Genomic DNA, 25093 nt, shown 5'->3' with positions numbered 1-25093 from the left:
ACGGTGGGACGGTCAGCCGGCGAACCGTGGGGCGGCCACCGCCGCGGTCACTGCCGTGGTGGTCGGAGCCACCGTGGTGGAGGGTGCCACGGTCGTGCTCGGGGTGGTCGGCTCGGGGGTGCACTCGAGGGTGACCTCGGTGTCGAGGATCTCGACAGTGGCCCACACGTTGTCGATGATGGTGTACCAGTACACGGTCACCGTGTGGGTGCCGTCGTCGTAGGGGCCGTAGCTGTAGGGGTCGCCGTTGGAGGCGGTGACATCCTCGTCCACCAGGGTCCCGTCGATGTAGATGTCGTAGGTTGCGCCGATGGTGTCGGCGATGTCGACCAGGATGAAGCCCTCGCCGGCCTCGCAGGTCCCGTCGGCGGTCGCCGTCGGATCCCCGGCGGCTGCGGGCCCGGCCCACACCAGGCTGCTCACCGCCAGCGTGGCTGCCACCGTTGCCAGCATCGTCCCGAACCTGGACCAGTTGCGCGTGCGCATGCTTCTCCTCCCGGTACTCCCGGCAGCAGGCGCGCGTCATGGCCACGCCGGCAGCAGGGTGAACGGCCTGAACCCTAGTTGGGGGGTGGCGCTCCCGGCAAGCATCGAGACGGCTCGCCCGTCCTGGTCAGCTCGCGGGTTGCACCCGGGTGTCGTTGCGACCCATGGGTCGGACGCCGGTGGCGCCGTTGTCCTCACCGTCGATGAGGAACTTCACCTTCGCCACGCCTCGTAACTCGGTGAGGGTCCACACCACCTGGGCCACCTGGGGCTGGGTGTCGGCGGTCTCGAAGGCCCGGTCGAAGTCCACCACCACCGTGTCACCGTCGACCGTCGCTGATCGGAGTCGCACCCGGGACGAGATACCGGTGTCCAGTCCGAAGAAGCGGTCGGTGTCGGTCGGCCCGGCGAGGAGCTGCTCGAGCGTCGAGGCCAGCACGTCAGGCCCCTGCACCAGGCGTTCCTCGCCCTGGACCAGACCGGCGTCGGTCACGAACCACGGCCGGATCGTGAACACCGCGCCCTCGGGGGCCACCACCGGTGGCGGCGGGGCCGTCGAGGGCGCGGCGGTGCCGGTGGTGGTGGGCCCCTCGGGCTGGTGGTCACCGGCCCGATCCCCGTTCGCGCACCCGCCGGCGAGCACGGCCAGCAGGGCCAGCACGGCAATCGGAGCTGCGACGCGACGGCGGTTCACGGGATGCTGTCGAGGACGTCGTCCCAGGGGGCGAAGAGCTGGGGCTTGTTGTGCTCCTCCCGCAACAGGATGCCCAGCCGGCGGCTGCGGGCCAGCAGCTCCCGGGCGCGCCGCCCCGGCCATGGCCGGGGGAGCAGCTCGGGAGGCAGGAGCGGGTCGAGGTTGAAGCACTCCTGGAACTTGATGCCGATGATCAACGCGCCCGGGAGGAACTCCGCTTCGGTGAGCCGGCGGCGCTGGCGGCGCATCTCTTCGAGGTCCTCCGGGATCCCCTCGTAGATGGCGATGAAGCGTTCGTAGCGGGCGGCCACCTCCTCGATCGGCCACAGCTTCGCCGCCAGGGCACGGGGGTCGCGCTCCCCGCCGATCTCCAGATCGTCGGTCGACGCGGCGGTCACGTGTTCGGCCACCCCGAGCCGGCGGGCCTCCCGGAGCGCATCGTCGTGCCAGCGGTGTGGCGAGACGTACAGGCCGTTCTGGATGGCCGCGCCTCCCAACTCGAGCAGGTGGTCACGGAAGGCGTCGCGCGCCGCCCGCTTGGTCTCGGGGATGGCGAAGGCGATCAGGCGCCAGGTGCGGTCCCAGCCCTTGCCCGCCGCGTCCTGGGCGTAGGCCAGGCGAGCCTTCTCCAGCGAGGCCCCGAGCGCTCGCAGCCCAGCCTCGGTGGCGGCGAAGACCGCGTCGCGGCCCTCGCCGCTGCGGACGAAGAGGCCCTCGGCCACCAGACGGCGCAGGCAGGAGCGCACCTGATCCGCGGTCTGCCCGCAGGCCTCGGCCACGGGGTAGAGCTCGGAGGCGAGGATCGTCCCGTCATGATGGGCCATGCCCAGCACGAGCACCCGGGTGGGGATCTCCAGCTCGTCCGGGGTTCCCGCCCGCTCGGCGGTCGATCCAACACCGGTCGTTTCCGCCACGACCGTATGCTGCAACGACTCCTGCTGGGCCCGCAAGTCGCGCCCGCAGGTCGCGCTCGCCGCCCGCCTCACCTGGCGTGCAGCGCGCCCGGCGTCTGGAGCCAGGCGATCAGAGATGCAGACCGCACTCCGTCTTGTCTCGCCCTGCCCAGCGACCCGAGCGGGGATCGTCCGGATCGGTCGGGAGCTGCGTACACGGCATGCAGCCGATCGAGGTGTAGCCCCGCTCGAGCAGCGGGTTCACGAGGATCCCGTGATCGGCGATGTAGCCGGCCACGTCCTGGTCGGTCCAGGTGGCGATCGGGTTGACCTTGACCAGCCCCCGCAGATCCCGAGCGACGATGGGTGCGTGCACGCGGGAGTCGGCCTCCGCCCGGCGCAGGCCCGACATCCACGCCGCCTTGCCGGCCAGGGCCCGGTCGAGCTGGCCGACCTTCACCGCCGAGCAGCAGTTCTCCGGGTCCGCCTGCCAGAGCGCCTCGTCGTGGGGCGGGACGGTCATGATGCGCAGGTTCAGCCCGTAATGCCGCCGCACCCGCTCGACGGTCTCGAGGGTCTCCGGGAAGTGATAGCCGGTATCGATGAACACCACCTCGATCGCCGGGTCGACCTTGACGGCCAGGTCGATGAGCACCGCGTCGGTCATCGACGCGGTCAGCGCGAGGTGCGGGGCGAAGTTGTCGACCGCCCACTGGATGATCTTCGACGCGGGAAGCCGTTCGAACTCGACGCTGAGCTCCGCGAGCTCCGCGTCGGTGAAGGTGGGGATGTCGGAGCGTGCTGGCATCGTGGCCTCTCGAGTGGTCGTCCGCTCGTTTCTCAGGTGCTTCCGGCCTCGGGTGCTTCCGGGTCCTCGAGCGCTAGGTGGCGCATTCCGACTCGCCGACCTCGGCCACGTATGGGCCGGTCTCGCCGTAGTCGACGTAGAAGTCGGGGTTCTCCTCCGGGGTGGGGAAGTGGTCCAGGTCCTGGAGCTCGGTGGCCACGGCCTTGGCGCCCCCGGAACGATCCAGCCACTGACGGAAGGTCTCGCCCGCCTCACGCTCGGCGGCGAAGCGGCTCACCACCCGCACGGCGGCCTCCGGGGCGTTCTTCGCCGGCAGCCGCAGTGCCCGGTCACCGAAGTGGATGCGCTCCTGGCCGACGTAGCCGCCGAGGAGCATCTGGTAGCCGGGTGCGGCCTGGCCGTGGGCCCGGCGTTCCGCGCCCGAGAAGCCGATGTCGGCGGCGTGGTGCTGGCCGCAGGAGTTGGTGCAGCCGGAGATGTTGATCCGCACCCCGCCCACCTCCGCCAGCCCGGCGTCCTCGAGCGCGGTGCCGATGGCGTCGGCCAGCCCCCGCGACTGGGTGACCGCCAGGTTGCAGGTGTCCGCACCCGGGCAGGCCACGACGTCCCGGGCCAGCTCGGCGCCCGGCTCGGCCATGCCGATCGCCTCCAGGCGGGCGAACAGGGTGGGGAGCTGCTGGTCGGTGAGGCCTCGGAACACGAAGTTCTGCCGGTTGGTGATCCGTACCTCGATCCCGAGCTCGCGCACGATCGATGCCAGCGCCCGGAACTGCTCGGCGGTCACGTCCCCCAGCCGGGCGTACGCGTAGGCGGACACCGTGCCCTTGGCCACGCCGCGCACCACGTTCGCGTCCACCCACCGCTCGTAGGGACGGGTGCCCCGGAGGGCCACCGGCGTGCCCTGGCCGATGGTCGTGGGGGTCACACCGACCGCCACCCCGGCGGGTGCGTCACCGAGCTTCTCGACCTCCTCGGGGATGCCGCCGGGCCAGCTCGAGGAGGCGAGCAGGAACTTGCGGGTGGTGAGGATGCGCCGCTGCACCTCTTCGAAGCCGAGGGTGTCGATCAGCCACTTCATGCGGGCCCGGAGCTTGTTGTCGCGGTTGCCGGCCTGGTCGAACACCCGCAGGCAGGCCTCGATGGTGGGTAGCAGGTCCTCCCGGGCGGTGAACTCCTCGAGCGCCAGCGCCGGGTGGGGGTTCGCTCCCAGGCCACCTGCGATGTACACCCGGAAGCCCGCTTCGAGCCGGCCGTCGTCGAGTCGGCGGGTCACCGCCACGACGCCCACGTCGTTGAACATGGCCTGCCCGCAGTCGGTGCTGCAGCCCGAGAAGTTGATCTTGAACTTGCGGGGCAGCCGCTGGCTGAGGGGGTTGCGCAGGAAGTGGCGGAACGTCGCCTCGGCCCAGGGGCTGATGTCGAGCACCTCGTAGGGGCAGGCGCCCGCGAGGTGGCAGCCCTGCACGTTGCGCACCGTGTCGCCGCAGGCCTCCCGGCTGGTGAGCCCGACGGTGGCGAGGTCGCGCATCAACGCCGGAACCCGCTCGAGGGGCACGAAGTGGAACTGGATGTTCTGTCGGGTGGTGAGGTGGCCCCACCCGCGGGAGTACTCCTCGGCGATGTGGGCGCACAGGTCGAGCTGCTCGGCGGTGATTGCGCCGTACGGGGCTTTGACCCGCACCATCTGGTGGTGGCCGCCCTGGCGCTGGCCATAGATGCCGTTGTTCAGGCGGAACACCCGGAACACGTCCTCGGGCAGCTCGCCGCGCAGGTAGCGGTCGAGCTGCTCCTCGAACTTGGCGATGTCCGCCGCCATCGCGGGGTCGATCTCCCGTTGCAGCATCTCGCTCCCTCAGCTCGGACGCCGGTGTGCCGGCCTCATTCGGACCAGTGCGAGGCGGCCGGCGGGGCCGACAAACTCGACTAATCCGATCAGAATTTCACCCTATCAATCCTGACTCAACCGATCAACATTCCCGCGAGGCGGTGGTGCTCTATGCTCGGCGGGCAGCGTTCCGGGGAGGAGGGAAACCTGATGGGGATCTGGCGACGCGCAATCGCACTCACCGCTGCGATGGTTGGTGTGACCTGCTGGTTGGTGCCAGCCGCGCCAGCGGGTGCTGATGCCATCTTCACCGTCGACTCGAACGGGGACCAGGGTGACGGCAACCCGGGCGACGGGCAGTGCTCGGTGGCCCCAGACGGCTCCGGTCCGTGCACGCTGCGTGCCGCCGTCGAGGAGGCGAACGCCTCCGGCGGGAGCACCTCGGTGACCGTCCCGGCCATGACGATCGACCTCGGCGATGCGTTGATCGTGCAAGACGGCGTCACGTTGACGATCTCCGGAGCCGGCGCCGGGCTCACCGTGCTCGATGGCCCGTCCAGAGACACGTTGCTCTTCGTGAACGGTGGGGCGAACGTGACCGTCCGCGGGCTCACCCTCACCGGCAGCAGCGACAGTGGTCCTGCCGTCTTGATCTACGGGACGCTGTTGCTCGACCAGGTGGAGGTGGTGGGCAACGAGAACATCGACAGCGACGGCACCGTGGTGGTCGCCTCGATCATGACGGACGAAGGGCCGTTCTACGGTGAGCTCACCGTGCGCCGATCGACCATTGCCGACAACTCGGTGGAAGGAGATGGCGGGGCCATCTACGCCCCCTACGAGGGAGTCGTGATACGAGTCGAGAACAGCACCATCACGGGAAACCGCGCCGGTGGGCCTGGGGGTGCCATCTACGCGGCGGAGGGCACCTTGGAGTTGTCGTTCGTCACCATCGCCGGGAACTCCTCATCCCGTGCTGGCGACGGTCTCTACCTCGAGGACAACCTCACGTTCCGGGTCACAGGCTCGATCCTCCAAGGTGACGACCAGGCCTGCATCTACGACGGTGATGTAGACACCGTCTCGGGGGGTGGGAACGTCGTCGCCGACACCTCATGTGCGTTGGGTGCCACCAATGACCGCGAAGGCGCCGACCCACAGCTCGCGCCTCTCGCGGACAATGGCGGGCCGACCCGGACCATGGCCATCCCCGCGGGGTCACCGGCGGTCGACAACGCCCTTGCTCGTGGCTGTCCGGCGACCGACCAGCGAGGGGTGTCACGGCCGCAGGGCGCGGCCTGTGACAGCGGGGCCTATGAACTCGAGGTAGCCCCACCGCCTACCTCGACGACCACGACCGTTCCTGGTGGAGCTGCCGAGCAGGCTGCACAGGCCCAACCCCGCTACGCCGGGTAGCCGGCCTGGCTTTCCAAGCGGACCCGTCAGGTACGGAGCAGAGCTGCCACCTGGAAGGCGAGATCGAGCGATTGCCGGGCGTTCAGCCGGGGGTCGCACATGGTCTCGTAGCGGGTGTCGAGGTCGGCGTCGAGGATCTCGTCGGCGCCGCCGAGGCACTCGGTGACGTCTTCGCCGGTCAGCTCGATGTGCACCCCGCCGGGCCAGGTCTGCACCAGTTCGTGCGCTCGGAAGAAGCCCGCGATCTCCGCCAGCACCGCATCGAAGTGGCGGGTCTTGCGCCCGCTCGGTGAGGTGAAGGTGTTGCCGTGCATCGGGTCGCACGCCCACACCACGGGGTGACCCGCCTCCTTCACCGCTCGCAGCAGTGGTGGGAGCTGCGACTCGATCTTGTCCGCTCCCATGCGGGTGATGAGCGTCAAACGGCCCGGCACCCTCTGCGGATTGAGTGCCTCGCACAGCGCCAGCACCTCGTCGGCGGAGGCGGTGGGCCCGATCTTGCAGCCGACCGGGTTGCTGACCCCGGAGAGGAAGTGCACGTGCGCGCCGTCGAGCTGCCGGGTGCGCTCACCGATCCAGAGCATGTGGGCCGAGCACGCGTACCAGTCACCGGTGAGCGAGTCCTGCCTGGTGAGCGCTTCCTCGTAGCCGAGGATCAGCGCCTCGTGGCTGGTGTAGAAGTCCACGGTGTGCAGCTGGGGAACGGCCTGGGTGTCGATGCCGCAGGCGGCCATGAACCGCAGCGCCCGGTCGATCTCGTCGGCGACGAACTCGTAGGAGCGGCCTTCCGCGCTGGAGGCCACGAACTCCTGGTTCCAGGCGTGGACCCGTGACAGGTCGGCGAATCCCCCCTTGGTGAAGGCCCGGAGCAGGTTCAGGGTGGCCGCGGATTGGTGGTACGCGGTGATCAGGCGGTCGGGATCGGCTTGGCGGGCCGCTGCGGTGAAGGCGATGTCATTCACCATGTGCCCACGGAACGAGGGAAGTTCGACCCCGTCGACCCGCTCGGTCGGCGCGGACCGCGGCTTGGCGAACTGGCCAGCGATGCGACCCACCTTCACGACCGGCACTCCCGCCGAGTACTGCAGTACCACCGCCATCTGCAGGATGACCTTCAGCTTGTCGCGGATCGAGTCGGCCGAGAAGGCGTCGAAGGACTCGGCGCAGTCGCCCGCCTGGAGCAGGAACGCCCGACCGGCGGCGACCTCGGCGAGCGACGCGGTGAGGCTGCGGGCCTCACCGGCGAAAACCAGCGGTGGGAGGGCCGCGATGGTCTTGACCGCCTGGTCGAGCGCGCCAGGGTCAGGCCAGTCGGGCTGTTGCATGGCGGGAAGGTCCCGCCAGCTGCTCGGGGTCCAGGTCGCAGGGGTTGTCACCGGTCTCCACGTTGCCGGACGAGCCGGCCGGACCGCAACGTCATATCGGCCCGGCCAGCTCGGTCGGCGAATCCTCAGGCGGCGAAGAAGGCGTTCTCGGGTGCCTGGTCACGAACCGTGTTGACCGCCCGCTTGACGAGGCGGCGGGCGGCCTCGGCCGTGACCCCGAGCTCCTCGCCGACCTCGCGGTAGCTGCGCTTGCGGCCGTCGGTGAGGCCGAAGCGCTGCTCGACCGCGTAGCGGGCCCGGGCGTCGAGCACCGAGAGCAGATCGGTGACCATCTGCTCGTCGGCCCGGGCGATGACCTGGGCCTCGGGGCCCGGGTTGGTGTCCGGCAGCAGGTCGATCAGCTCGTTGCTGTCGTCGTCGCCGATCGTGCGGTCGAGCGATGTGGGCGTGGTCAGGCGATGCAGCCGGGCGTGCTCGTCGTCGAGCTCGTCGCCGTCGCCCGACACCTGCCGGAGGGCGGCCCGCAGGCTGGCGGACCGGTCCCCCGGAAGGCGCACCAGGCTCGCCTTCTGGTCCAGCGCCCGACCGATGGCCTGCCGGATCCAGAAGGTGGCGTAGGTCGAGAACTTGAAGCCCTTCCGCCAGTCGAACTTGTCGACCGCGTGCTCCAGCCCGAGGTTGCCTTCCTGGATGAGGTCGAGCAGCTCCATGCCCGGGGGCAACGGGTAGCGGCGGGCCACGCTGACCACCAGGCGCAGGTTCGCCCGGATGAAGCGGTCCTTTGCGGCGGCGGCCTCCCGCACGGCGCGCTGCAGCTCACGCCCACGCTCGCCGGCGTCGAGGCGGGCCTGGGCCTCGCGCCCTTTCTCGATGATCTGGGACAGCTCACGCTCCTCGTCCGCGGTGAGGAGGGGGACGAGGCCGATCTCGTTGAGGTACTGGCCTACCGAATCACTCATGGATGATCTCCGTCGGGAGCAGGCTCCCGGTGTCTGCTGTGCCCGCCTCGGCAGCACCGGGGCGGCGCGGGGGAATGACACAGATGTAAGCGTCGCCTCTACCCGAAATGTTCCACCCCGCGATCGTGACTTCGGTCACCGCGGGGCGTGACCGGCCATCGTCGTTCTGGAGTGTTCACTTCAGGCTAGGGCGCCCACATCGGGAAGTGTCGCGTCGGAGACCGAAAAGGTCGATCGAGATTCGCGGTCGTCGCCGCGTGCCGCTGGCCCGATTGGGCCCGTGCCACTCCCGGCCGGTATCGCTCCCGGCCGTACACTGCGCCATCGTGTCGAGCGGGGGTGAGCGACTGGGCGTGTTCGGCGGGACCTTCGATCCGCCCCACACCGGGCACCTGGTGGCCGCGGTCAACGTCCGCCACGAGCTCGGCCTCGACCGGGTCCTGCTGGTCGTGGCCAACGATCCCTGGCAGAAGTCGGCCGACCACCCGGTGACCCCCGCCGCCGACCGGTTGGCCATGGTGGAAGCGCTCGTCCGGGACGTCGAGGGCCTCGAAGCGTCTCCGCTCGAGATCGAGCGGGGCGGTCCGTCCTACACGGTGGACACCCTGGCCCAGCTCGCCACGGCGGATCCCGGGGGGCGGCGGTTCCTCATCATGGGCTCGGACGCGGCGGCCGGTCTGCTCACCTGGGATCGCTGCCACGAGCTGCCCGCGCTGGCCACGCTCGTGCTCGTCGACCGGCCCGGTGTGGCGAGCGCCTCTCCGCCGGCGGGCTGGGAGTTCGAGCGGGTCGAGATCCCTCGGCTTGATATCTCGAGCACCGACCTTCGCCGGCGCGCGGCCCACGGCCGGCCCCTCGATGGCTTGGTACCACCAGCGGTCGTTTCCTGCATCCGGGAGCGTCGCATCTATCGTGAACAGCCATGACGCCGCCGCCCTCCATCGCCGGTTCATGCCGGGGAGTGGTCTGTGACGGCACCCACTGACGAGGTGGCGGACACGCTCGCCGAGGACGCCATCGCGGCCATGAGAGTGGCCTCGCGTGCGGGCCGGCACGGTGACCCAGCCGATCCGGCCCCGCCGCGCCGCCCGGCGGGGGCGAGTGCCTGGTGGCGGTACGGCTTCCCGGCTGCGTTGGCGTTGTGCATCCTCGCCATACCGATCCTGATCGTCTCCGGCGCCCGGGTGGTCCTCGACAGCCGGGAGGGGCGGGAGATCCGCGCCATCACCGACCCTTCGGCACCCGGGTGGGAAGCGGCGGTGGATCCCACCCCGGTCATGGCGGTCGCGGTGGAAGGTGACCGGGGCGTGCTGGACCACCTGGCGGTGCTCACCCTCACCGGTGACGGGAACGGCGGGGTCATCGTAATCCCGCCGACCACGCTCATGCCGGTTCCGGGGGCGGGCACCATGCCCTTCGACGCGGTCTACCAGTTGCGGGGCGCCAACGAGGTACGGGACGGGCTGGAAGCGATCCTCGCGGTGGGCGTGCCGGAGATCCGGGTGATTCGACCCGGCGAGTGGGTCGACCTGACCGCTCCGATCTCGCCCCTCACGGTGACCAACACCGATCCGGTCACCGCTCCGAGCGGCGGCTCCGCCGGGCAGGTGATCTTCCCCCGCGGAGCCATCGATGTGCCCGCCTCACAAGTCTGGACCTTCATCGGCACGAAGAGCCCCGGCGAGAACGAGCTGTCGCGGATGGTGCGGACCGGGGCCTTCTGGCGAGCGTGGATCCAGGCCATCGCGGCTCAGCGCGAGGTAGCGGGGGTCGTCCCCGGAGAGGTCGACTCCGGCCTCGGGCGTTTCCTGCGCAGCCTGGCGGAGAAGCGGGTGGTCGTGGCCACGCTGCCGGTGGTTCGCTTCCTGATGCCCGACGGCAGTGGCGAGGTGTTCGACCCGATCCGTGAGGAAGTCCCGTCTTTCGTCGCGCAGTACGTGCCGTTCCCCGCCGGGCCGGAAGGGCAGAGGGTGCGCCTCCGGGTGCTCGACGGCACCGGCCGGCTGGGCCACGGCATGGCCGCCGCCAGGGTTCTCGCGGCCAACGGCGGTCAGGTGGACAAGGTCGGCAACGCCTCCACCTTCGATGTCGAGACCACCACGCTCACCTATTACGACGAGGGCTTACGAGGACGGGTCGAGGCGCTCCGTGACGCCCTCGGGGTGGGGGAGGTCGTGAAGAGCGACGCCCTGAACGTCGCCGTCGACGCCACAGTGGTGCTCGGCGCGGACTACGCCGCCGGGCGGGGCACCGATCCGGCTGGTGGCACGAACATGCGTCCTCCCGGCGGTGGTGGTGGCTGAGGCGTCTGAGGTGACACGGGGGGTGCCACCGGACGAGATCGAGCGATGGGTGCGGGAAGCCGCCCGCGCCGCGTCGTCGAAGTCGGGTGAGGACATCGTGGTGCTTGAGGTTGGCCGGGTCGCCTCGATCACGAGCTGGTTCGTGATCACCAGTGGCCGGAACCCCCGCCAGGTGAAAGCGCTGGTCGAGGAGATCGAGGAGCGGGTGGCGGCGATCGGGGGCCCCAAGCCGTTGCGCATCGAAGGCCTCGACGCGCTCGAGTGGGTGCTGATGGACTACGGGGACTTCGTGGTGCACGTGTTCGTGGACGCCGCTCGCCGGTTCTACGAGCTGGAGCGGTTGTGGGGTGACGTGCCTCGGCTCGACTGGGCCGACCCCGTCACCGAGCTGCGACCCCACCCGCGGACCTGAGCGCGCGATGAGCCTCGAGGTCAGTGGCCGGTCGCCTGGTAGTAGTGCGACCGGCACAATCCTCTCGCTCGGACAGGCTTGTCGCACCCGGTCACGGAGCGCCGAGCGGGACCCAGTCCCCAGCGGGAGGGGTGGGCCTGCTCGTAGGCATCGAAGGCCTGCTTCCACTGGTCGTACTGGCGGCGTTTTGCGCTGGCCGGAAGGAACCGGTCGGCGAACGGGATCACGACGGCCCGGACCTTCAGGCGGGAGTTGATGGCGAAGGTGCTCACGGGTTGCCACCCCGGTCGTCGACGAGGGCTGTCACGAACCGACCCGGCGCCGAGGAAGGTCTGCAACGCTTCGAGCATGGGGCGGTCACACTGGGCTGTTGCGACGGCGAACACGAAGCGCAGTCTCGGATCGCCGTTCGCGAAGGCTGGCAGCTGGCGGGTGATGATGAAGGAGCCCTCGCCGGCGACGAAGCCACCCAGGGAGCAACCGACCCGCCAAAGCACGTCGCCCAGCACCCGTAGCTCTGGTGGAGTGGAGCTAAGCGGAATCGAACCGCTGACCTCTTCCATGCCATGGAAGCGCTCTACCAACTGAGCTATAGCCCCGCGTGAGCGGTCCACGTTACCAGTGGCTCTCCGGCGTTTGAAATCGCTGCAGGTGCTACACACCCCCGGACCATACGCAGGGGGACCGACAGCAACCGGCGGCGCACGTGTTTCGGGCGCCCTCGGGGCCGTCGGTACGATCGCCTCATGGCTGAGCGGCCGGACGAGGCAACCCAGGCGGCGTACGAGCCGCAGGTCATCGAGGCGAAGTGGCAGGCGTACTGGCGCGACCAGGGCACCTACGAGGTCGACAACGACGATCCCCGGCCGCACTACTACACGCTGTGCATGTACCCCTACCCCAGTGGGGCCGCGCACATGGGGCACGTGCGCAACTACACCTTCGGCGACCTCATCGTCCGGTACCGCACGATGAAGGGCTTCGCGGTGCTCTCGCCGATGGGCTTCGACAGCTTCGGCCTGCCGGCCGAGAACGCCGCCATCCGCACCGGCGTGCATCCCCGGCCCTTCACCGACGAGCGCATCGAGGAGCTGCGGCGGTCGATCGACCGGATCGGCGCGGTGTACGACTGGCGGCGAGAGGTGCGCAGCCACGACCCGACCTACATCCGCTTCACCCAATGGATCTTCCTGCGGTTCCTGGAGGCGGGCCTGGCGTACCGCCGCAACGCGCCGGTCAACTGGTGCCCCGGCTGCCAGACGGTGCTCGCCAACGAGCAGGTGCTGGCCGACGGCACCTGCGAGCGCTCGGGGGACCCGGTCGTCAAGCGTGACCTGGAGCAGTGGTTCTTCAAGATCACCGACTACGCCGACCAGCTCCTCGATGACCTCGACGGGCTCGATTGGCCCGAGCGGGTGAAGGTGATGCAGCGCAACTGGATCGGCCGCTCCGAGGGCGCCGAGTTCGACATGGCGGTCACCGACGCCGACGGCACCCCGGTCGCCGATGGCGCCACCGTGCGGGTCTTCACCACCCGACCCGACACCAGCTTCGGCATGACCTACGCCGTACTTGCCCCCGAGCACCCGCTCGTCGAGCGGATCGTGCCCGACGAGAGGCGCTCGGAGGTCGAGGCGTTCGTGGCCGAGGCCCGCAACACCAGCGAGGTCGATCGCCTGTCGTCGGAGGGCTCGCTGGCCAAGCGCGGCATCTTCACCGGGGCCTACGTCCGCAACCCGTTCACCGGCCGGCCGGTGCCGCTGTACCTCGCGGACTACGTGCTCATGGGTTACGGCACCGGGGCGATCATGGCCGTGCCGGCCGAGGACCAGCGCGACTGGGACTTCGCCGAGGTCCACGGGCTGCCGATCGTGCGCACCGTGCAACCCCCCGATGACTGGGACGGGCAGGCCTACTCGGGGGACGGCCCGCACATCAACAGCGACTGGCTCGACGGTCTCGGCAAGCAGGAGGCGATCGAGCGCAGCATCGAGTGGCTCGAGCGCGAGGGCATCGGCCGGCGCAAGGTCAACTACCGGTTGCGTGACTGGCTCGTGAGCCGCCAGCGTTTCTGGGGGTGCCCCATCCCGGTCGTGTACTGCGACGCGGACGGCATCGTGCCGGTGCCCGACGACGAGCTGCCCGTGCTCGCCCCCGACGACGTCGAATTCCTGCCGACGGGGGAGTCACCGCTGCGGCTGCACGAAGGGTTCCTCCACACCACCTGCCCCCGCTGTGGCGGGCCGGCGACGCGCGAGACCGACACGATGGACACCTTCGTCGACTCGTCGTGGTACTTTCTGCGCTTCACCGACCCCTGGAACCACGAGCTGCCCTTCGCCCGGGAGGCGGCCGAGGCGTGGATGCCGGTCGACCAGTACATCGGTGGGGTGGAGCACGCCATCTTGCACCTGATGTACGCCCGGTTCTTCACCAAGGCCCTCGCCGACCTGGGTGTGGCCCCCGAGGGTCTGCGCGAGCCGTTCGCCCGCCTGTTCACCCAGGGAATGATCCGCCTGGGCGGCGACAAGATGTCCAAGTCCAAGGGCAACCTGGTCGCACCGGAGGAGATCCTCGACGCCGAGGGGGCCGATGCGCTCCGCCTCGCCCACCTCTTCGTCGGCCCACCCCAGGACGACGTCGACTGGGAAGGGGTGGGCATCGAAGGCTGCGCTCGGTTCCTGCAGCGGCTCTGGCGCCTGGCCACCGGCGCCGCGTTGCCCACCGAGGCCATTGATCGTGAGCCCACCGAGGCCGACGAGCAGATCGACAAGGCGACCCACCGCCTGATCGCCCGGGTCACCGACGAGTACGAGCGCTGGTCGTACAACACGGCGGTGGCGGCGTTCATGGAGTTCACCAATCAGCTGTACCGCTACGTCCAGGCAGAAGCAGCACCTCGCCGGGAGACGCTCGACGCGGCCATCGACACGCTGCTGCTGCTCATGGCCCCCATGACCCCCCACATCACCGCCGAGCTGTGGGAGCGCCGGCGCGGCGGCCACATCCACGAGCAGCCCTGGCCGGAGGCCGATCCGTCGAAGCTCACGGTGGACACGGTCACGCTGGTGGTGCAGGTCAACGGCAAGGTGCGCGACCGGCTGGCGGTGCCGGCAGGGATCGACGCCGTCGAGGCCGAACGACTCGCCCTGGCCTCACCGAAAGTGCAGGCCAACCTGGCAGGACGCTCACCGGCGAAGGTGATCGCCCGCCCACCGAAGCTGATCAACCTCGTGGTGTGAACCGCGTAACCCGCCAGTGGGCGGTCTGGTCGAAGCGACATGCTGAGTCTTCTCTCGCGCCTCGAGCGCGCCGCTGATTCGGGCGGGACCGTCACCTTCGTCTCCGGCGACACCTCGATCACGGTGCCCTGGGCCCAGCTCCACGACGAGGCCCGGGCCACCGCGGCGGCACTCCAGCACCGTGGCATCGGCCCCGGCGCACACGTGGCCATCCTGGCTCCCACCACCCGGGCCCTGGTCACGGCCATCCAGGCCACCTGGCTGGCGGGCGCCACCATCGTGGTGCTCCCCCTGCCGATGCGGTTGGCCTCCATCGAGGAGTTCGTGGCCCAGACCCGCGAGCGGGTGCGCCGGGCCGACACCGACCTGCTGCTGGTCGACCCGGACCTCGCGCCCTACCTGGAGACCCGGGACGGCGATCCGCCCTCGCTGGTGCTCACCGACCTCATCGAGGCCGGCGCACGGCTCGGGGCCGGCGCGTACCAGCGGCCGGCCGACGACCTGGACGCGCTGGCGATCCTGCAGTTCACCAGCGGCTCCACCTCCGAGCCGAAGGGGGTGATGCTGCCCCAGCGAGTGCTCGGCGCCAACCTCGACGCCTGCATCGAAGCCGGCCAGCTCCAGGACGACGACGTCTTCGTGTCCTGGCTGCCCCTCTACCACGACATGGGCCTGGTGGGGATGCTGTGCATCCCGATGACCACCGGGCGCGACCTGGTGCTGGGCGCGCCCCAGGACTTCCTCGGCGCCCCGGCCCGCTGGATGCGATGGATCTCCGACCACCGGGGCACGGTCACCGCGGGGCCGAACTTCTCGTGGGTGCTGGCCACCCGGGCGCTGCGTCGAGCCACCGATCTCGACCTGTCCTCGCTGCGGATCGCGCTGAACGGCGCCGAGCCGGTCGACCCTCGCACCGTGGAGGCCTTCGTCGAAGCGGGGGCGCCGTTCGGCCTGCGTCCCGGGGCCATCTTCCCGGCATTCGGCATGGCCGAGCTGGCCATCGGCGGCACCTTCCCCGAACCGATGCGCGGCCTGCGCACCGACGCGGTGGACCGGCGGGTGCTGGAGTCAGAGCGCTACGCCGCGCCCGCGGAGCCCGGCGCCGAGGGCACCCGGGAGTTCGCCTTGCTGGGCCGGCCCCTGCCCGGGCTGGAGATCCGCATCGCCGATCCCGACAGCGGCCGGCCGCTCGCGGAGCGGGAGGTGGGCGAGCTCGAGATCCGCGGCACCTCGGTCACCCCCGGCTACTACCGCAACCCGGAGGCCACCGCGGCCATGTTCCGGGACGGCTGGCTGCGCACCGGCGACCTCGGCTACCTGGTCGACGGGGAGCTCGTGCTGTGCGGGCGCATCAAGGACGTGATCATCATCGGGGGCCGCAACATCTTCCCCGAGGACGTCGAGCGGGCGGTGGCCGAGATCGACGGGGTGCGGGCCGGCAACGTGATCGCCTTCGGGGTGGAGGGGGCCAAGGGCAAGGAGCAGATGGTGGTCGTGGCCGAGAGCCGCGCCGACGACCCCGAGGGGCTGCGCCGTCTGGTCCACCACCGGGCGATGGAGGTGGTGGGCGCCCCGCCCCACGACGTCGTGCTGGTCACCCCCGGGACCCTGCCCAAGACCTCCTCGGGCAAGCTGCAGCGCAGCCTCTGCCGAGCCAAGTACCTGGGCCGGGAACTGCAGCCGGTCCACTGAGCCACCGGCGGGTCGGCGCTCGCGCCGGCAGTACGCTCGGCGAGGTCATGCACTACCACACGGTGCTGTTCGACCTCGACGGCACCCTCACCGACCCCCGCGAGGGGCTGCTCAACGGGCTCGAGCGAGCCCTGGCCACGATCGGCATGACCGTCGAGGACCGGGACTCGCTGGAGATCCTCATCGGGCCACCGGCGCACGACGGCTTCGCCCGCTACCTCGGGCTCACGGAACCGTCCCTGTCGGTGGCGGTCGCCGCCTACCGCGAGTACGTCGCGCAGCGGGGGGCCTTCGAGAACCGGGTCATCGACGGGGTGCCCGAGCTGCTCGCCGAGCTCGCCGGGGCTGGTCTGTCCCTGGCGGTGGCGACCTCCAAGCCGACCCCCACGGCGATGACGGTGCTCGATCACTTCGGGCTGACCTCCTGGTTCGCGTTCGTCGCCGGCGCGGACTACACCGGTGACCGCCAGACCAAGCGGGACGTGATCGAGCACGCGCTGGAGGAGCTGCGGCTCCGCTCCCCGGAGGGGGTGGTGATGGTCGGTGACCGCGAACACGACGTCATCGGGGCCCGGCACCTCGGCGTGGACTCGATCGGCGTGCTGTGGGGTTACGGCCCCCGCAGCGAGCTCGAGGACGCCGGCGCCGACCACGTGGTCGAGACCGTGGGCGAGCTGCGGGAGCTGCTGCTCAGCCGGCCTTGAGCGCCGCGATCACCGGCAGCCAGGTCTCCGGCGCGGCCTTGTAGGGGGCGTAGAAGCTGATGCGGTCCACCACTCCGCCGTAGCGGGCTAGCAGCCCCGCGGCGAGCTGGTCCGGTTCGGCCACCACCGCGAACGCCTGCAGGATCTCCTCATCGATGAGCTCGCCCATCTCGACCCACTTGCCCTGCTTGGACAGCGCGTTCAGCTCGTCCTGCAGATCACCCCAACCGTGGAGGGCGAGCACCGGCCGGTAGGCGGGGGTGGAGCCGTAGAAGGCGATCTGCTGGCGGACCCCCTTGGCCGACGCGGCCATCTCCTCCTCGTTGGTGCCGGTCACCACGAACGCCGGCAGCGACAGCTCGAGCTGCTCCCGGGTGCGGCCGCTGCGGGCCAGGCCCCGATCGAGCGCGGGGAGCGTGACCTCCTTCAGGTAGCGCTCGGTGGTGAAGCCGTGGCAGAGCATCCCGTCGCACACCTCGCCCACCACCTCGGTCATCTTCTCGCCCACCGCGGCGAGGAACACCTTGGGTGGGCCGTAGGGGTTCGGACCGGGGTTGAAGAACGGTGTCATCAGCGTGTGGGTGTAGAAGTCGCCTCGGAAGTCGAGCTTGCCGCCGGTGTCCCAGCTCTCCCAGATGGCGCGCATGGCCAGGACGAACTCGCGCATACGAGCGGCGGGGTGTGACCAGGGCATGGAGAAGCGCTTGGTGATGTGGGGCTTGATCTGCGAGCCGAGGCCGAGCAGGAACCGGCCCTTCGAGTAGACCTGCAGGTCGTAGCCGATGTTGGCGGTGATCATCGGGTTACGGGCGAACGCCACCGCGATGCCGGTGCCGAGCTGGATGCGCTCGGTGTGCTCGGCGGCGAGCAGCAGCGGGAAGAACGGGTCGTGGCTGGTCTCCGCCGACCAGAAGCCGTCGTAACCGGCCGCTTCGCCGTCCTGTGCCTGCTGGACGATGTTGTCGAGTGTGAGCGCGAGCCCGAGTCCTCCGTCGACCTTCATGGAACGCACGCTACTTCGGCTCCGGCAGCGGCTCGACCGACGTGCACCCCATGTGCCCGGCACGTCCGGGGCAGCCCGGGTAGCGTGACGAGCACGTTGCACGTGCTGTGCAAGGTCGGGGGGCCGAAGGGGGCATGGCTGCCGCTGAGCTGATCGACGCGCCGAGGCTGCGGCGGGCTGCCGTCGCCGCCGGTCCCGCCGCGGCGATCATCGCCGTGCAGCTCGTCCTGTTCCCCGCGCCAGCGGGGGTGTTCCTCGTGGGGGCCGTGATCGGCCTGCTCGGCGCGCTGGTCGCGGTGGGGATGGCGCTGGTGTACCGGGCGAACCGCATCTTGAACTTCGCCCAGTCGGACCTCGGGTTCGCACCGGCCGTGCTGGCCGCGAACCTCATCCTCTACTCGGGGCTGAACTACTTCCTCGGCGCGGCGGTCGGCGTGGCCGCCGCGGTCGTGCTGGGCGCGGTGGTGGAGCTGGCGATCATCCGCCGGTTCTTCCGCGCCTCGCGGCTGATCCTCACCGTGGCCACCATCGGTCTCTCCCAGCTGCTGTGGGTCACCGCCATGCTCCTGCCGCAGTTGTGGGGCCAGCGGCCCAACACACTCAAGATCGAGATCCCGCTCACCTGGACCTTCGAGGTGCAGCCGTTGCTGTTCGCCGCCGATCACCTCGTCGCTCTGGTGGTGGCCCCCGTGGTGCTGGTCGCCGTGGCGCTGTTCCTGCGGTACACCGCGGTGGGCACGGCGATCCGGGCCAGCGCCGAGCGCGCCGATCGGGCCAGCCTCCTCGGGGTTCCCGTCCGGCGCCTCCAGACGCTCGTGTGGGCCATCGCCGCCCTGCTCTCGTTCACCGGGCTGTTCCTGCGAGCCGGCGTGGTCGGCCTCCCCGCGCTCGGGGTGGCGAGCTTCGGGGCGCTGCTGTTCGCCCTCGCCGCGCTGATGCTCGGCCGGCTCGACCACCTGCCGGCGGTCGCGCTGTCCGCCGTGGCCCTCGGCATCCTCGAGCAGGGCGTGTTGTGGAACCACCCCCGCAACCCCGAGTACGTGTACCCGATCGTCGCCGCCATCGTCGTGGTGGCGCTGGCCGCCCGGCGCACGGGCAGCACCCGGGCCGAGCAGGACGGCTCGTCGAGCTGGCAGGCCGCGGACGAGATCCGGCCGATCCCGCACGAGCTGCGACACCTGCCGCTGGTGCGGGCCGTGAGCTGGGGAGGGTTGGCGGTGCTGAGCCTGGTGCTGGTCACCGTCCCGGTGTGGCTTCAGTGGCTGCCCGGCGATCGGGGCAGCGCAGACCTCCGGAAGGCCGCCGCGGTCGCCATCTTCGGGCTGGTGGCCCTGTCGGTGATCGTCCTCACCGGATGGGCCGGCCAGGTCTCGCTCGGTCAGATGGCCATCGCCGGCTACGGGGGCGCGGTGGGCGCCCTCGCCGTGTCCTCCTGGGGGATCGACCTGGGGATCGCGATGCTGGCGAGCGGGCTCGCCGGTGGCGCCATCGCGGTGCTCGTCGGGCTCCCGGCGCTGCGCCTGCGGGGGCTGTTCCTGGCGGTGGTCACCTTCGCCTTCGCTCTCGCGAGCTCGTTCTGGTTACTCAGTCCCAAGCACGTTCGCTGGATACCCGATCGGCGCTTCGAGCGCCCGACACTGTTCGGCTTCATCGACACCTCCTCCGATCGCACGCTGTATCTCGTCGCGCTCGCCAGCTTCGGGCTGGCGCTGCTCGCCGCTCGGGGCATCCGCCGGAGTCGCACCGGTCGGGTGCTGCTCGCCCAGCGGGAGAACGAGCGGGCGGTGCAGGCCTACGGGGTCAACCTGACCCGCACCAAGCTCACCGCCTTCGCGCTCTCCGGCGGCATCGCCGCGGTCGCCGGCTGCCTGCTCACCGTGCTGCAACAGCAGTACAGCCCCGCGCTCTACGAACCCGGCAGCAACTTCGCCGTGTTCACCTCCGCGGTGGTGGGTGGCCTCGGCTCGCTCGCCGGGGCCTTCCTCGGCGCGCTCTTCCTGCAGGGCGGCACGTGGTTCCTGCCGGTGCAGTGGCAGCTGCTGCCCTCCGCCATCGGCGTGTTGTTCGTGCTCATGGTCTTCCCGGGCGGCGTGGCCGGGCTGGTGTACCGGCTGCGCGACCGGTGGTTGCGGGCGGTGGCCCGGCGCCGGGGGATCGTCGTGCCCAGCCTGTTGGCCGACGTGCGGCAGGACCTGGTACCGGTCGAGCCCGCCGAGCGGGCGGTGGAGCAGGCGGAAGAGCAGGTGGGGGAGCGGGCCGACGCATCCGCTGCCGCGACCGGACCGCCCCTGGCCCGCGACCCGGCCGGTGCCGTGTCCACCGGTGAGCCCGCCGGGAGCGGCTCGTGATCCCTGTCCCGCCACTGGCCACCCACGGTCCCGGACCGTGGCCCCAGCGGTTCGCCGCCGCGCTGCGCCACCCGGTGCGCTGGCTCACCGACCTGACCGGCAACGGGCCCGTCTACGCGTTGCTGGTGCTGTTCGGGTTCAACATGGTGGACGAGTTCGACCGCACCGGCTTCGGGCTGCTGCTGCCCAACATCCGTGACCACTTCGAGCTCACCAACACCGGCATCCTCTCGCTGGTGGCGGTGGCATCGCTGCTGGGGCTGGCGCTCCAGGTGCCCATCGCCTGGCTCGCCGACCGCCAGAGCCGGGTACGGCTCATGCTGGTGGGGGCCTCGGTGTTCGCCCTGTTCACCGTGGGTACCGGCCTGTCGGTCGCGGTGTGGATGCTGGTGCTGATGCGGGCCGGCTCGGGTGTCGGGCTGGCCACCGTGTGGCCCACCCACAACTCGCTGCTCGCCGACTGGTTCCCGATCGCCGCCCGGCCCCGGGTGTTCTCCTTCCACCGGGCGGCGAACGCGATCGGGGCGTTCATCGGGCCGCTGCTCGCGGGGGTGCTCGCCGCCTGGGGCGGGTGGCGGGTGCCGTTCCTGGTCTTCGCGGTGCCCACAGTGATCCTGGTCCTGGCCGGGCTGCGCCTGCGGGAGCCGATCCGCGGTCAGCAGGAGCGGGCCGCCATGGGCGCGTCGGCCGAAGCGGTCGTCACCGAGGAGGTGCCACCCTCCTTCGCCGAGGGCTGGCGCACGGTGTGGAAGATCGAGAGCCTGCGGCGGATCTTCTGGGCCCTGCCGTTCCTGGCCGCCTCGCTGATCGGCTACGCGTCGCTGGCTGCCATCCTCTACGAGAGCCGCTTCGGGCTGGACGAGGTGCAGCGATCCTGGATCGCGGCCGCCGCGGAGCCCGTGCAGCTCGTCGGGCTGGTGGTGGGTGCCCGGGTCGGCACCAGGCTCATCCAGCGCGACCCCGGTCTGGTGATCCGCTTCGTCGCCTACGTGGCGTTCTTCACCGCGGGACTCGCCGCGCTGTTCGCGCTGGCGCCGTACCTCTCCGTCGCGGTGGTGGTGAACATGGGCCTGTCGGCCGCGCTGGCCATCATCGGGCCGGGGGTGTTCGCCGCCCTGTCGCTGGCCATCCCGTCCCGGGCCCGCTCGCTCGGGTACTCGATGGGCGCCCTGTTCGTGATCCCCGGCCTCGTCGTGCTGCCGATCATCGGGTGGTTCACCGACACCTTCAGCATCGAGGTGGGCATGATGGTGATGGCCCCCGTGTTCCTGGCCGGCGGGCTCATCCTCTCCACCGCGGGGTGGGTCATCGACCGTGACATCAAGCAGGTGTGGACCACGGCCGCGGCCCGCTCCGAGGTCCTCTACGAGCGCCGCCAAGGCCGGGTCAAGCTGCTGCTCGTGCGTCAGCTCCAGGTCGCCTACGGCGACGTGCAGGTGCTCTTCGACGTCGACTTCGAGATCGACGAGGGCGAGGTGGTGGCCCTGCTGGGCACCAACGGGGCGGGTAAGTCCACCCTGCTCAAGGCCATCTGCGGGGTGACCGAGGCCGACAAAGGCGCGGTGATCTTCGACGGGCGCGACATCACCCACGTCCCCCCCGACGAGATCGCAGCGCTCGGGGTGACGATGGTGCCCGGGGGGCAGGGGGTGTTCCCGTCGTTGACCGTGGCGGAGAACCTGCGGGTCGCGTCGTGGATCGACCGCCACCACCCGGCGACCGTCGCCGAGCGCATCGCGGAGGTGCTCGGTCGGTTCCCTGTCCTGCGCGAGCGGCTGGAGGAGCCCGCCGCGAACCTCTCCGGCGGGCAGCAGCAGCAACTCGCCCTGGCCATGGCCTTCCTGTCGCGGCCCCGACTGCTGATGATCGACGAGCTGTCCCTGGGGCTGGCTCCGGCGGTCGTGGAGCAGCTGCTCGAGGTGGTGCGAGCCATCCAGGCGCAGGGCACCACGATCATCCTGGTCGAGCAGTCGGTGAACGTGGCCCTCACCGTTGCCGAGCGGGCCTACTTCATGGAGAAGGGCGAGATCCGGTTCTCCGGCGAGACGGCCGAGCTGCTCGACCGGCCGGACGTGCTGCGCTCGGTGTTCCTCGAAGGTGCGGCTGCGGGGATGGCCGCGGCGTCGGCCGCACCACCTGCCGCCACGGTTCCTGCCGGCCGGGCCGTCCCCGCCGTGCCGACCATTCCGGGTGACGCCGCCCCCACGCTCGTCCCGATCAGCGGGGACGGCGACCAGCAGGCGGTCTCGCTCCCGGCGCTCGAGACACGGGGGCTGTGCGTGCACTTCGGGGGCATCCGGGCCGTCGACGAGGTGTCCGTGGCGGTGCGACCGGGCGAGATCCTCGGGATCATCGGGCCCAACGGGGCCGGCAAGACCACGCTGTTCGACCTGGTGTCGGGCTACCTGCGCCCCTCCAGCGGCCTGGTGCTGCTGGCCGGACGGGACGTCACCCGGATGGGGCCCGACGCCCGGGCCCGCAGGGGGATCGGCCGCTCCTTCCAGGACGCGCGGCTGTTCCCCTCGATGACGGTGGAGGAGACCATCGCGGTCGCCCTCGATCGGTGGGTCGACGTGCGCGACCCGCTCAACGCCGCCCTGCGGATGCCGGCCTTCCAGGACAGCGAGCACGCCGTGCGGCTCCGGGTCGACGAGCTCGTCGAGCTGCTCGGCCTGGGGGCGTTCCGATCGAAGTTCGTGCGGGAGCTGTCGACCGGTTCCCGGCGGGTGGTCGACCTCGCCTGCCTGGTGGCCCACGGACCGTCGGTGATCCTGCTCGACGAGCCCTCCAGCGGCATCGCCCAGAAGGAGGCGGAAGCACTCGCGCCCCTCCTGGTGCGGATCCGTGACACGCTGGGGGCCAGCCTGATGGTCATCGAGCACGACATGCCGCTGGTGACGACGGTCGCCGACCGGCTGATCGCACTCGACCAGGGTCGGGTCATCGCGGAGGGGTCACCGCCCGAGGTGCTGGCCCACCCGGACGTCGTGGCGTCGTACCTGGGGGACTCGACCGACGTGATCGCCCGCTCGGGGGCGAGGAGTCGCTGAACCGCCGGAGCCGGCGGGAAGGGGGGAGCTCGTGCAACCGACCAACGCACCGAACCGCACCAGTGCCGCCAAGCGCTACGGGCCGTTGCTCGCCATCGTGGTGGTGGTGGCGGTCATCGTGGTCGTGGCGGTGATCTCGAGGGGCGGCGGTGATGACACCGAGCCCGCCGCCTCCGGGACGGCGACGACCGGAGGCGTCGAGCCCGGCGCCGGCGCGCTGAGCTGGAGCGACGCCCAGGCCCGAGGCATCACCGATCAGATCGACTGGGGTGATCGCTGCGACACGTCACGGGGTCGGCAGGCCTACCCGAGCTTCTTCGCCCAGGAGTGCTACGCCCCCTTCACCGGTGACAACGGTGGTGCCACCTCCCCAGGGGTCACCGCGGACTCGATCAAGGTGGTCCTGTACCTCACCCCGGAGACGGACCCGGTGATCGACTTCATCACCAGCGCCATCGCGGTGGACGACACCAACGCCCAGACCGAGCAGACGGTGCGGGGCTTCATCGAGCTCTACGAGCGGTTCTACGAGACCTACGGGCGCAAGGTGGATCTCGAGGTGTACACCGGCACGGGGTCGTCGGAGGACGAGGTGGCGGCGCGGGCCGACGCGGTGGCCATCGCCGAGAAGCAGCCGTTCGCCGTGCTGGGGGGACCGCTGCTCACCTCCGCCTTCGGCGACGAGCTGGCGGCCCGCAAGGTGGTGTGCATCCAGTGCACCCCCGGCCAGTCCGACGACTGGTACATCGAGCGGGCCCCCTACGTGTGGGGGGTGGGCAACACCCCCGAGCAGGGGAGGGCGCACCTGGTCGAGTACATCGGCAAGGCGCTGGCCGGGCGGGACGCCCAGTACGCGGGCGACCCCACCCTGCGCAGCCAACCGCGGCGGTTCGGGTTGGTGTATCTGACCACCGGGACGGATTCCGAGCAGCTCGCTGACACCATGGGCGCCGAGCTCGGTGCCTACGGGGTGACGCTGGCCGAGACCCTCTCCTACGCCAGCCCCATCGACCTGCAGACCTCGGCCCCCCAGCTCATCGCCAAGCTGAAGCAATCGGGGGTGACGACGGTGATCTTCAGTGGCGACCCCATCGCACCCCAGCCCCTCACCCGGGCGGCCACCGCGCAGGAGTACTTCCCGGAGTGGATCGCCGCCGGCGCGCTCACCGACACCGCAGCCTTCGCCCGCACCTACGACCAGCGGCAGTGGGCGCACGCCTTCGGGGTGAGCAGCCTGGCGGCGCGCACCGCGCCGGAGCTGTCCAGCTCGTACGGCCTGTACCGGTGGTACTTCGGCGAGCCGCCGCCCACCAAGACCGGCTCGCCGCTCACCATCCCGATGGTGAACCTGTTCTACGCCGCGATCCAGGGGGTGGGCCCGAACCTCACTCCGGAGACCTTCCGGCAGGCGCTGTTCGACGCGCAGCCCACGCCTCGGGCCATCAGCCAGCCGTCGCTCTCCTATGGGGACAAGGGCATCTGGCCCAAGACTGACTATCTCGGCATCGACGACGCCACCCTGATCTGGTGGGATCCGGACGCGGCGGGCCAGGACGAGATCTTCCGTGAGGGGCGGGGCCTCTACCGCTACGTGGACGGCGGCAAGCGCTACCTGCCCGGGGAGTGGCCCGAGAACGGCACGCCGGTGTTCCAGGTGGCAGGCACGGTGACGATCTACGACCAGCCACCGCCCGGCGAGCAGGTCCCCGACTACCCGTCACCCCGACGTTCGGGCTGAGCCAGGCTCGTCGCCATCGTCGATCTCCCTCAACTATTCCGGCATGTCAAACGCGTGCCTGAGCACGCGTTTGACATGCCGGTTGGGTAAGGGGCGCGTTCTGGCAGGTCAAAAGCGTGCTATCGCACGCGTTTGACCTGCCGGTTGGGTAAGGGGCAGGGGCGCGGGCCGGCCGGTGTGAGGCTGGGGCGTCAG

The 25093-nt window shown here is 70.6% G+C and carries 19 protein-coding genes and 1 tRNA gene; 10 read left to right on the top strand and 10 right to left on the bottom strand.

Annotated elements, in window-relative coordinates:
• Nucleotides 1–12 precede the first annotated feature (12 nt).
• The 5 genes from V7004_RS05930 to V7004_RS05910 all read right to left on the bottom strand — a co-directional run bounded on the left by V7004_RS05930 (nt 13) and on the right by V7004_RS05910 (nt 4724).
• Nucleotides 13–453: a hypothetical protein gene (locus V7004_RS05930; protein WP_334142730.1), complete on the bottom strand. Its 441-nt coding sequence runs from the start codon at nt 451–453 to the stop codon at nt 13–15.
• A gap of 160 nt (nt 454–613) precedes the next feature.
• Nucleotides 614–1147, bottom strand: coding sequence for a GerMN domain-containing protein (locus tag V7004_RS05925; protein WP_334142729.1), 534 nt, complete (start codon nt 1145–1147; stop codon nt 614–616).
• 29 nt (nt 1148–1176) lie between these two features.
• Nucleotides 1177–2094 (bottom strand): PaaX family transcriptional regulator C-terminal domain-containing protein, encoded by a 918-nt coding sequence (locus tag V7004_RS05920; RefSeq protein WP_334142728.1) that lies wholly within the window; start codon nt 2092–2094, stop codon nt 1177–1179.
• Nucleotides 2095–2203: 109 nt separating this feature from the next.
• Nucleotides 2204–2881: a phosphoadenylyl-sulfate reductase gene (locus tag V7004_RS05915; protein ID WP_334142727.1), complete on the bottom strand. Its 678-nt coding sequence runs from the start codon at nt 2879–2881 to the stop codon at nt 2204–2206.
• Between the two features lie 73 nt (nt 2882–2954).
• On the bottom strand, nt 2955–4724 hold the full coding sequence (locus V7004_RS05910; RefSeq protein WP_334142726.1) for a nitrite/sulfite reductase: 1770 nt from the start codon (nt 4722–4724) through the stop codon (nt 2955–2957).
• Nucleotides 4725–4916: 192 nt separating this feature from the next.
• Here V7004_RS05910 and V7004_RS05905 point away from each other — a divergent pair, with 192 nt between their 5' ends.
• Complete coding sequence (locus V7004_RS05905) at nt 4917–6122, top strand: right-handed parallel beta-helix repeat-containing protein (RefSeq protein ID WP_334142725.1); 1206 nt, start codon at nt 4917–4919, stop codon at nt 6120–6122.
• 26 nt (nt 6123–6148) lie between these two features.
• Here V7004_RS05905 and V7004_RS05900 read toward each other — a convergent pair whose 3' ends face one another.
• Both V7004_RS05900 and V7004_RS05895 read right to left on the bottom strand, forming a co-directional pair.
• Complete coding sequence (locus V7004_RS05900; protein WP_442968013.1) at nt 6149–7447, bottom strand: class II 3-deoxy-7-phosphoheptulonate synthase; 1299 nt, start codon at nt 7445–7447, stop codon at nt 6149–6151.
• Nucleotides 7448–7572: 125 nt separating this feature from the next.
• Nucleotides 7573–8406, bottom strand: a complete 834-nt coding sequence (locus V7004_RS05895; protein WP_334142723.1) for a sigma-70 family RNA polymerase sigma factor — start codon at nt 8404–8406, stop codon at nt 7573–7575.
• 326 nt (nt 8407–8732) lie between these two features.
• Between V7004_RS05895 and nadD the strand changes: the two genes are divergently transcribed.
• The 3 genes from nadD to rsfS are packed head-to-tail and all read left to right on the top strand — an operon-like array spanning nt 8733 to nt 11121.
• Nucleotides 8733–9332: a nicotinate-nucleotide adenylyltransferase gene (nadD, locus tag V7004_RS05890; RefSeq protein WP_334142722.1), complete on the top strand. Its 600-nt coding sequence runs from the start codon at nt 8733–8735 to the stop codon at nt 9330–9332.
• Between the two features lie 42 nt (nt 9333–9374).
• The gene (locus V7004_RS05885; protein ID WP_334142721.1) at nt 9375–10709 is read left to right on the top strand and encodes a LytR C-terminal domain-containing protein; all 1335 of its coding nucleotides are present in this window, start codon (nt 9375–9377) and stop codon (nt 10707–10709) included.
• Nucleotides 10710–10719: 10 nt separating this feature from the next.
• A complete protein-coding gene (gene rsfS / locus V7004_RS05880; protein WP_334142720.1) occupies nt 10720–11121 on the top strand; it encodes a ribosome silencing factor in 402 nt (133 codons plus the stop codon).
• 20 nt (nt 11122–11141) lie between these two features.
• Here the strand turns inward: rsfS and V7004_RS05875 are convergent, their stop codons facing one another.
• Both V7004_RS05875 and V7004_RS05870 read right to left on the bottom strand, forming a co-directional pair.
• Nucleotides 11142–11630, bottom strand: coding sequence for an LAGLIDADG family homing endonuclease (locus tag V7004_RS05875; RefSeq protein WP_334142719.1), 489 nt, complete (start codon nt 11628–11630; stop codon nt 11142–11144).
• Nucleotides 11631–11647: 17 nt separating this feature from the next.
• Nucleotides 11648–11720: transfer RNA gene (locus V7004_RS05870), tRNA-Ala, on the bottom strand.
• Between the two features lie 147 nt (nt 11721–11867).
• Between V7004_RS05870 and leuS the strand changes: the two genes are divergently transcribed.
• From leuS to V7004_RS05855, 3 genes are read left to right on the top strand one after another with little or no spacing between them, the layout of a single operon-like run.
• Nucleotides 11868–14363, top strand: coding sequence for a leucine--tRNA ligase (gene leuS, locus V7004_RS05865; RefSeq protein WP_334142718.1), 2496 nt, complete (start codon nt 11868–11870; stop codon nt 14361–14363).
• Between the two features lie 39 nt (nt 14364–14402).
• The gene (locus V7004_RS05860; RefSeq protein ID WP_334142717.1) at nt 14403–16055 is read left to right on the top strand and encodes an AMP-binding protein; all 1653 of its coding nucleotides are present in this window, start codon (nt 14403–14405) and stop codon (nt 16053–16055) included.
• Between the two features lie 47 nt (nt 16056–16102).
• Entirely contained in the window at nt 16103–16759 is a 657-nt protein-coding gene (locus V7004_RS05855) for an HAD-IA family hydrolase (RefSeq protein ID WP_334142715.1), read from the top strand.
• On the opposite strand, the gene V7004_RS05850 is transcribed toward V7004_RS05855, so the two are convergent.
• Nucleotides 16746–17762: an LLM class F420-dependent oxidoreductase gene (locus V7004_RS05850; protein WP_334142713.1), complete on the bottom strand. Its 1017-nt coding sequence runs from the start codon at nt 17760–17762 to the stop codon at nt 16746–16748. The two genes, V7004_RS05855 and V7004_RS05850, sit on opposite strands and share 14 nt — an antisense overlap.
• 134 nt (nt 17763–17896) lie before the next feature.
• Between V7004_RS05850 and V7004_RS05845 the strand changes: the two genes are divergently transcribed.
• From V7004_RS05845 to V7004_RS05835, 3 genes are read left to right on the top strand one after another with little or no spacing between them, the layout of a single operon-like run.
• Nucleotides 17897–20110 (top strand): ABC transporter permease subunit, encoded by a 2214-nt coding sequence (locus V7004_RS05845; RefSeq protein ID WP_334142712.1) that lies wholly within the window; start codon nt 17897–17899, stop codon nt 20108–20110.
• Nucleotides 20107–23160, top strand: a complete 3054-nt coding sequence (locus V7004_RS05840; protein ID WP_334142711.1) for an MFS transporter — start codon at nt 20107–20109, stop codon at nt 23158–23160. The genes V7004_RS05845 and V7004_RS05840 overlap by 4 nt, the downstream gene beginning before the upstream one ends.
• A gap of 31 nt (nt 23161–23191) precedes the next feature.
• Nucleotides 23192–24898 carry a hypothetical protein gene (locus V7004_RS05835; RefSeq protein ID WP_334142710.1) on the top strand — a complete coding sequence of 569 codons (1707 nt, stop codon included), beginning with the start codon at nt 23192–23194 and terminating at the stop codon, nt 24896–24898.
• Nucleotides 24899–25093 lie beyond the last annotated feature (195 nt).

The sequence above is a fragment of the Rhabdothermincola sp. genome, from assembly GCF_036846205.1.
Classification (GTDB): Bacteria; Actinomycetota; Acidimicrobiia; order Acidimicrobiales; family Acidimicrobilacustridaceae; genus Rhabdothermincola.
The sequence above is the reverse complement of the archived record's forward strand: the minus strand, read 5'-3'. Positions and strand labels throughout refer to the sequence as shown.